The sequence below is a fragment of the Stenotrophomonas sp. P5_B8 genome, assembly GCF_054049855.1.
Genome location: NZ_JBFULO010000579.1, coordinates 1 through 3041 on the forward strand (window position 1 = coordinate 1; position 3041 = coordinate 3041).

A 3041-nucleotide genomic window follows, 5' to 3' on the forward strand; every position below is an offset into this window, starting at 1 on the left:
GCGGAGAGGTCAGTCATTGGAGATACGGTTGCGCAGCAGGATGCCGCGCGCGGAGAGGCTGACCAGCAGCACGAACACGGTCAGCACCAGCGCGCCGGCCCAGGCCAGCGTCTGCCAGGATTCATACGGGCTGCCGGCGAACTGGTTCATCACCACCGGTACCGAGGCCATCGGCTGGAACACGTTGTTGTTCCAGTACTGGTTGCCGAAGGCGGTGAACAGCAGCGGCGCGGTTTCACCGGAGATGCGCGCCAGCGCCAGCAGGATGCCGGTGACGATGCCGGCCGCGGCGCTGCGGTACAGCACCTGCACGGTCACCTTCCACTGCGGAATGCCCAGCGACAGCGCCGCTTCGCGCATCTGCGAGGGCACCAGGCGCAGCATTTCATCGGTGGTGCGCACCACCACCGGCAGCGCGATGAAGGCCAGCGACAGCGCACCGGCAAACGCCGAGAACTGCCCGCCGGTCTGCATCACGTACAGGGTGTAGACGAACAGGCCCAGCACGATGGACGGTGCCGAGAGCAGGATGTCGTTGACGAAGCGCACCACCGTGCCGGTCTTGCGGAAGTTGCCGTACTCGGCCAGCCAGGTGCCGGCCAGCACGCCGAGCGGCGTCCCGATGGCGATGGCCAGGCCACACATCACCGCGCTGCCGAAGAACGCATTGGCCAGGCCGCCTTCCTGCATCGGCGGCGGTGTCATTTTGGTGAACAGGTCCAGGTTGATCCCGGCCAGGCCCTTGGAGGCCAGCGTGAGCAGGATCCAGCCGAGGAAGAACAGGCCGAACAGTGCGGTCAGGCAGGACATGAGCAGCGCGACGACGTTGACGATGCGGCGGCGCAGGTACAGCGGTTGGGCGTTGGCGGTGGACATCAGTTGCCCTCCTTGCGGGCCAGGCGCATCAGCATCAGGCGGGCAATGGCCAGCACCACGAAGGTCACGATGAACAGCACGAAGCCGAGCAGCAGCAGTGCCGAGCGGTAGGTTTCGGTGGCCTCACCGAAGTCGTTGGCGATCAGCGCGGCGATGGTGGTGCCCGGCTCCAGCAGCGACGGCGACAGACGCACGCTGTTGCCGATCACGAAGGCGACGGCCATGGTTTCGCCAAGCGCGCGGCCCAGGCCGAGGAAGATGCCGCCGATCACCGCCGAGCGGGTGTAGGGCAGCACGATGTCCCAGCTGACTTCCCACTTGGTCGAGCCCAGCGCGTACGCCGATTCCTTCAGGCGGGTAGGCACGGTGAGGAACACTTCGCGCATCACCGAGGAAATGAAGGGGATGACCATGATGGCCAGCACGAAGCCGGCGGTGAGTACGCCGATGCCCAGCGGCGGGCCCTGGAACAGCGGGCCGATGATCGGCAGCGTGCCCAGGTGGTCGTTGAGGAACGGGGTGATGTATTCGGTCATCACCGGCACCAGCACGAACAGGCCCCACATGCCGTAGATGATCGAGGGGATGCCGGCCAGCAGTTCAATGGCGGTACCGACCGGGCCACGCAGCCAGCGCGGCGCGACTTCGGTGAGGAAGAAGGCGATGCCGAAGCTCACCGGTACCGCGATGACCATCGCGATCAGCGCGGTGACCAGGGTGCCGTAGATCGGGGCGAGGGCGCCGAATTTGTTCTCGACCGGATTCCATTCGGACGAGTAGAAGAAGCTCAGGCCCTGCTCCTGCAGGGCATGGCGGCCGCCCCACAGCATGGAGAGCGCGGCGCAGGCCAGGGCGACCAGCACCAGGATGACGGTGGCGATCAGCACCCATCGGAACAGGCGGTCGTTGCGGGCATCACGCAGGTCGCGGTTGGACGGTGCGGGTACAGGCAGGGCGATGGCATTCATGGGAAAGGCGTGGGCCCGGAAAGAGAAGAGGTCGTGCCGGGCGCTGCCCGGCAACACGTTCGTAGCGTGCTTCTGGCCGTTTTCGAAGGCCCACTTGAAGAACGCCAGGGTTTCCTTGCTGCGCTTGGCATCCTTGGGCTGCTTGTGCATGAGCATGAAGTTGGTGGCGGTGATCGGCCACGCCTGGTCGCCCGGGGCGTTGGTGATGACCAGGTTGAAGTCCTTGGCGCTGGCCCAGTCGGCACTGGCGGCAGCGGCGGCGAAGGTGTCGGCGGTGGGCTGCACCCAGTTGCCGGCGGCGTTCTGCATGGAGGCGTACGGCATGCCGTTCTGCAGCGCGTAGGCCAGTTCGACGTAGCCGATGGAGCCCTTGATCTGCTTTACGTACGAGGCGACGCCTTCGTTGCCCTTGCCACCCACGCCATCGGGCCACTGCACCGAGGTGCCTTCGCCGACCTTGCTCTTCCAGTCCGGGCTGACCTTGGCGAGGTAGTTGGAGAAGTTGAAGGTGGTGCCGGAGCCATCGGAACGGTGGACCAGGGTGATCTTGCCGTCAGGCAGCTTGACGCCCGGGTTGGCGGCGACGATGGCCGGGTCGTTCCAGGTCTTGACCTTGCCCAGGAAGATGTCGGCGAGCAGGGCACCGCTCAGGCGCAGCTTGCCGGCTTCGAGGCCGTCGATGTTGACGACCGGGACGACGCCGCCAATGGCCGAGGGGAACTGGCCGAGGCCGGCCTGGGCCAGCTCTTCGCTGCTCAGCGGCTTGTCGGAGGAACCGAAATCAACGGTGCCGGCCTTGATCTGGGCGATGCCGCCGCCGGAGCCGATGGACTGGTAGTTGATTTTGGCGCCGGTGGCGGTGTTGTAGTCGGCCGACCACTTGGATACGAGCGGGAAGATGAAGGACGCGCCGGCGCCGGAGATTTCGGCGGTGAGCTTGTCGCCGGCGGCCGGGGCTGCGGCGGGTGCGTCGGTGGCCGGCGCGGCGGCCTGGCCTTCGGCGCCCGGCTTGCAGGCGGAAAGGCCCAGCGCGATGGCCAGGGAAAGGGCGGTCAAGCCAGCCGTGTGCAGTTTCATGCGTCACTCCGTAGCGGGATAGGGGCCGGTCTCTCCGGCGACGCTGCTATGAAATGATGTTTTTGTTACAGCCGTATGACGGTGTGAYCGGGGGCACGTGGAGGGCTTGTGGGGCTTGGG

General features: G+C 66.3%; 2 protein-coding genes and 1 pseudogene. All 3 read right to left on the minus strand.

The genetic code is table 11. From position 1 onward, the window contains the following. Nucleotides 1-9: 9 nt before the first annotated feature. Entirely contained in the window at nucleotides 10-876 is an 867-nt protein-coding gene (gene pstA, locus ACXJKH_RS19530) for a phosphate ABC transporter permease PstA (protein WP_457321858.1), read from the minus strand. Beyond that, nucleotides 876-1844, minus strand: coding sequence for a phosphate ABC transporter permease subunit PstC (pstC, locus tag ACXJKH_RS19535; protein WP_256777417.1), 969 nt, complete (start codon nucleotides 1842-1844; stop codon nucleotides 876-878). Before pstC ends, pstA begins: the two co-directional genes overlap by 1 nt. 54 nt (nucleotides 1845-1898) lie before the next feature. Continuing rightward, a pseudogene (pstS, locus tag ACXJKH_RS19540) lies at nucleotides 1899-2921 on the minus strand (phosphate ABC transporter substrate-binding protein PstS); the annotation flags it as partial. Between the last annotated feature and the right edge of the window lie 120 nt (nucleotides 2922-3041).